Origin of the sequence: Streptomyces sp. NRRL B-24572, assembly GCF_002156145.1 — a bacterium.
Taxonomy (GTDB): domain Bacteria; phylum Actinomycetota; class Actinomycetes; order Streptomycetales; family Streptomycetaceae; genus Streptomyces; species Streptomyces vietnamensis.
Genome location: NZ_MWIG01001089.1, coordinates 1 through 3,500, shown reverse-complemented (window position 1 = coordinate 3,500; position 3,500 = coordinate 1). Strand labels below are relative to the sequence as shown.

Below are 3,500 nucleotides of genomic sequence, written 5' to 3'. Positions count from 1 at the left end.
GTGGTGGTCCAGGCTGCACGCCTGGACCACCACGACGGCCACCGCGCTGGGGCCGGAGCTCGCGGACCGGCTGCACGAGGCCGACTTCATGTGGCGCTCGACCCGCTCCGACATCCTGCTGCCCGCCCGGCCCCGCGAGACCCTCGCCGAGGAGCTGGACGACCTCGACCGCATGGACGACGAGAAGTTCGTGGGCTCGGCCCTGGAGATCTCCTGCGCCAGCCACTACACGCACGGCGCCCCCTCGCCGCTCGTCGACGAACGGATGCGGCGCCGCGCCCTCGACCTGGCCGCCGCGCGCGGCCCGCGCCAGGCCGCCTTCGCCGAACGGATGCTCGCGGACCCGCCCGGCACGCGCGCGTGGGTCCGGCGGCTCCTGGAGGACTGCGACGAGGCCTTCTTCGCCGACACCTGGCAGCGCGTCCGGATCCAGCTCGCCGCCGACGCCCGCCACAAGACCGAGCTGCTGCGCCGCAAGGGACTCGCGGAGGCCGTCGCCGACGCCTCCGCCGCGATGGTCCTGGAGGAGGACGCGGCCGGCACCCGGATCGTCGTGGACAAGATGATCCACGGCCGCACCAGCGCCGAGGGCTCGGGCGTGACGTTCCTGCCGACCGCCTTCGGCTGGCCGCACCTCTTCGCCCTGCACGCGCCCGGCTGGCAGCCGGTGGTCCAGTACCCCGTGCCCGCCCGCGACCTCGGCGGCGGCGCCCCCGTGGAGGCCGTCAGGCTGCGCCTGGAGGCGGTGGCCCACCCGATGCGGATGCGGCTGTGCCGCAGCCTCGCCCGGGGCGCGTACACGACGAGCGAGCTGGCCGACGCGTACAACATCACCGCGCCCGAGGTCTCCCGCCACCTCGCGGTCATGAAGAAGGCCGGGCTGACCACCACCCAGCGCCGCGGCCGGTACGTGCTCCACCAGCTCGACGTCTCCGTCGTCGCCCGGCTCGGCAGCGACTTCCTGGAGTCCGTACTGCGGTAGAGACTTCCCGGAGTCGGTGCTGCGTCAGCGCGCGTCTACAGCGCCCCACCGCCCGCCCGGACCAGGCCCGTCTCGTACGCCAGGACCACGACCTGGACCCGGTCGCGCAGGCCCAGCTTGGTCAGGATGCGGCCCACGTGCGTCTTCACCGTCGCCTCGGAGAGGACGAGCCGGGCGGCGATCTCGCCGTTCGACAGGCCCTGCGCGACCAGCATCATCACCTCGCGCTCCCGCTCCGTCAGACGTCCCAGCTCCTTGTGCTCGGGCTCCCTGCCCGAGGACGGCAGCATCGGCGAGAAGCGGTCCAGGAGCCGGCGCGTGGTCGAGGGCGCCACCACCGCGTCGCCGCTGTGCACCGAGCGGATCGCGGCGAGCAGCTCCGCCGGCGGCACGTCCTTCAGCATGAAGCCGCTCGCGCCCGCCTTCAGGCCCGAGAACGCGTACTCGTCGAGGTCGAACGTCGTCAGGATCAGCACCTTCGGCGCGTCCGGCTCCGAACAGATCCGCCGGGTCGTCTCCACCCCGTCCAGCTTCGGCATGCGCACGTCCATCAGGACGACGTCGACCGCCGTGGAACGCAGCGCCTCCAGGGCCTCCACCCCGTCGCCCGCCTCCGCCACGACCTCCATGTCCGGCTGGGCGGCGAGCACCATGCGGAAACCGGTCCGCAGCAGCACCTGGTCGTCGACGAGCATCACGCGGATGGACATCAGGTCAGTTCCTTAGGGGTCGTCAGTGAGCGGGCTTGAGGGGGAGCAGGGCGCTGATCCGGAAACCGCCGCCCGGACGCGGGCCCGCGTCCAGGGTGCCGCCGACCATGCCGACCCGCTCGCGCATGCCGATCAGACCGTGGCCCCGCCCGTCGGCGCCGCCGTCCTCGTACATCTCCTGCGGGGCGCCCCGGCCGTCGTCCTCGACGAGCAGGCCGAGACCGTCGTCGAAGTAGACGAGACGCACGCTGGCGCCGACGTCGGGACCTCCGTGCTTGCGCGTGTTGGTCAGGGCCTCCTGCACGATCCGGTACGCGGTGAGCTCGACGCCGCTGGGCAGCGGGCGCGGGCTCCCCTCGATCGCGAAGTCGACGGTGAGACCGGCTCCCCTGACCTGCTCCACGAGGTCCTCGATCTGCTGGACGTCGGGCTGCGGCACGTACTCCCCGGCCTCCTGGTGCTCTCCGGTGCGCAGGATCCCGAGGAGTCTGCGCATCTCGGCGAGCGCCTGCCGGCCCGTCGTGGAGATCGTCTCCAGGGCCTGCTTGGCGGTCTCCGGGGAGGAGTCCATGACATAGGCGGCGCCGTCGGCCTGGACCACCATCACCGACACGTTGTGCGCGACGACGTCGTGCAGCTCGCGGGCGATCCGGGCCCGCTCGGCGGCGACCGCGACCTTGGCCTGCGCCTCGCGCTCCTGCTCCAGGCGGGAGGCCCGCTCCTCCAGCTGCGCGAAGTAGGCGCGGCGGGTGCGGAGCGAGTCGCCGAGGACCCAGGCGAGGGCGAACGGCACGGTCATGATGATCGTGAAGAAGACCTTGGCCGCGTCCGAGCCAGGGGCCTCCATGGGCCATCTGAGCTGGGAGAGCGTGGAGGCGCTGAGTCCGCCGATGAGCGCGAGCCGGGACGCCCAGCGGGGCCCGTCGTGCGCCGCGACCGTGAAGATGATCACGAGCATGGCGAAGTCGGCCATGAACGGCACCAGGCCGAGCCCGAGCTGGACCAGGCCGAGGCCGACCGCGAGCAGCAGCATCTGCTCAGGGGCACGCCGGCGCAGGGCCACGACCAGGGAGAACAGCGCGGCCACCAGGCCGTACGCGACGGGGTTGTCGACCGCCGGGAGGGTCGTCCCCACCCACAGCAGGGAGAACCCGAGGAGGACGACGGCCCAGAAGACGTCGACGCCCGTCGGGTGTCTGCGGATGAAGTCGTAGAGGCGCTGCACGTCACCCAGAGTAGGGAAAGGGACAGGTGCACGGATCAACCGTGGGGTCGATCCTCGGCGCGGGACCCGTACTCCCCGAGGTGGAGACTGGGGCACGTGACGGATGAGACGTGTCAGTGGCAGGGGTGGCGGGAGGCCACGGAGCGGGCGCTGTACGGCCCGGAGGGCTTCTATCTGCGCCCCGAGGGCCCGGCGGGGCACTTCCGCACCTCGGTGCACGCCTCCCCGCTCTTCGCGGCGGCCGTGGCCCGGCTGCTCGGCGAGGCCGCGGAGGAACTGGGGACGGCCGAGGTCGACCTGGTGGACGTGGGCGCGGGCCGCGGTGAACTGCTGACCTCGGTGCTCGCGGCCGTCGGGTCCTCGCTCTCGGTACGGGCGTACGCGGTCGAGCGCGCCGCCCGCCCGGCCGGGCTCGACCCACGGGTGGAGTGGACGGACCGGATTCCGCGGGGCGTGCGCGGACTGCTCTTCGCGAACGAGTGGCTCGACAACGTGCCGGTGGACATCGCGGAGGCGGACCCGACGGGCACGGTCCGGTACGTGGAGGTCGCGCCGGACGGCACGGAGCGGCTCGGCGCGCCCG

At 73.0% G+C, this 3,500-nt stretch carries 4 protein-coding genes; 2 read left to right on the top strand and 2 right to left on the bottom strand.

What is annotated here, in order from left to right; genetic code table 11:
* Positions 1–982, top strand: a 982-nt coding sequence (locus CCN56_RS40430; protein ID WP_086832527.1) for a DUF5937 family protein, incomplete at its 5' end; no start/stop codon positions are given.
* A gap of 35 nt (positions 983–1,017) precedes the next feature.
* On the opposite strand, the gene CCN56_RS40425 is transcribed toward CCN56_RS40430, so the two are convergent.
* The gene (locus tag CCN56_RS40425; RefSeq protein WP_086832526.1) at positions 1,018–1,692 is read right to left on the bottom strand and encodes a response regulator transcription factor; all 675 of its coding nucleotides are present in this window, start codon (positions 1,690–1,692) and stop codon (positions 1,018–1,020) included.
* A gap of 22 nt (positions 1,693–1,714) precedes the next feature.
* Entirely contained in the window at positions 1,715–2,917 is a 1,203-nt protein-coding gene (locus tag CCN56_RS40420; protein ID WP_086832525.1) for a sensor histidine kinase, read from the bottom strand.
* Between the two features lie 96 nt (positions 2,918–3,013).
* Here CCN56_RS40420 and CCN56_RS40415 point away from each other — a divergent pair.
* Positions 3,014–3,500: SAM-dependent methyltransferase (locus tag CCN56_RS40415; RefSeq protein ID WP_373412965.1), on the top strand; the 487-nt coding region annotated here is incomplete at its 3' end.

Excerpts from the sequence above, each read along its gene's own strand:
- CCN56_RS40425 (WP_086832526.1), bottom strand. The coding sequence starts at position 1,692 with ATGTCCATCCGCGTGATGCTCGTCGACGACCAGGTGCTGCTGCGGACC.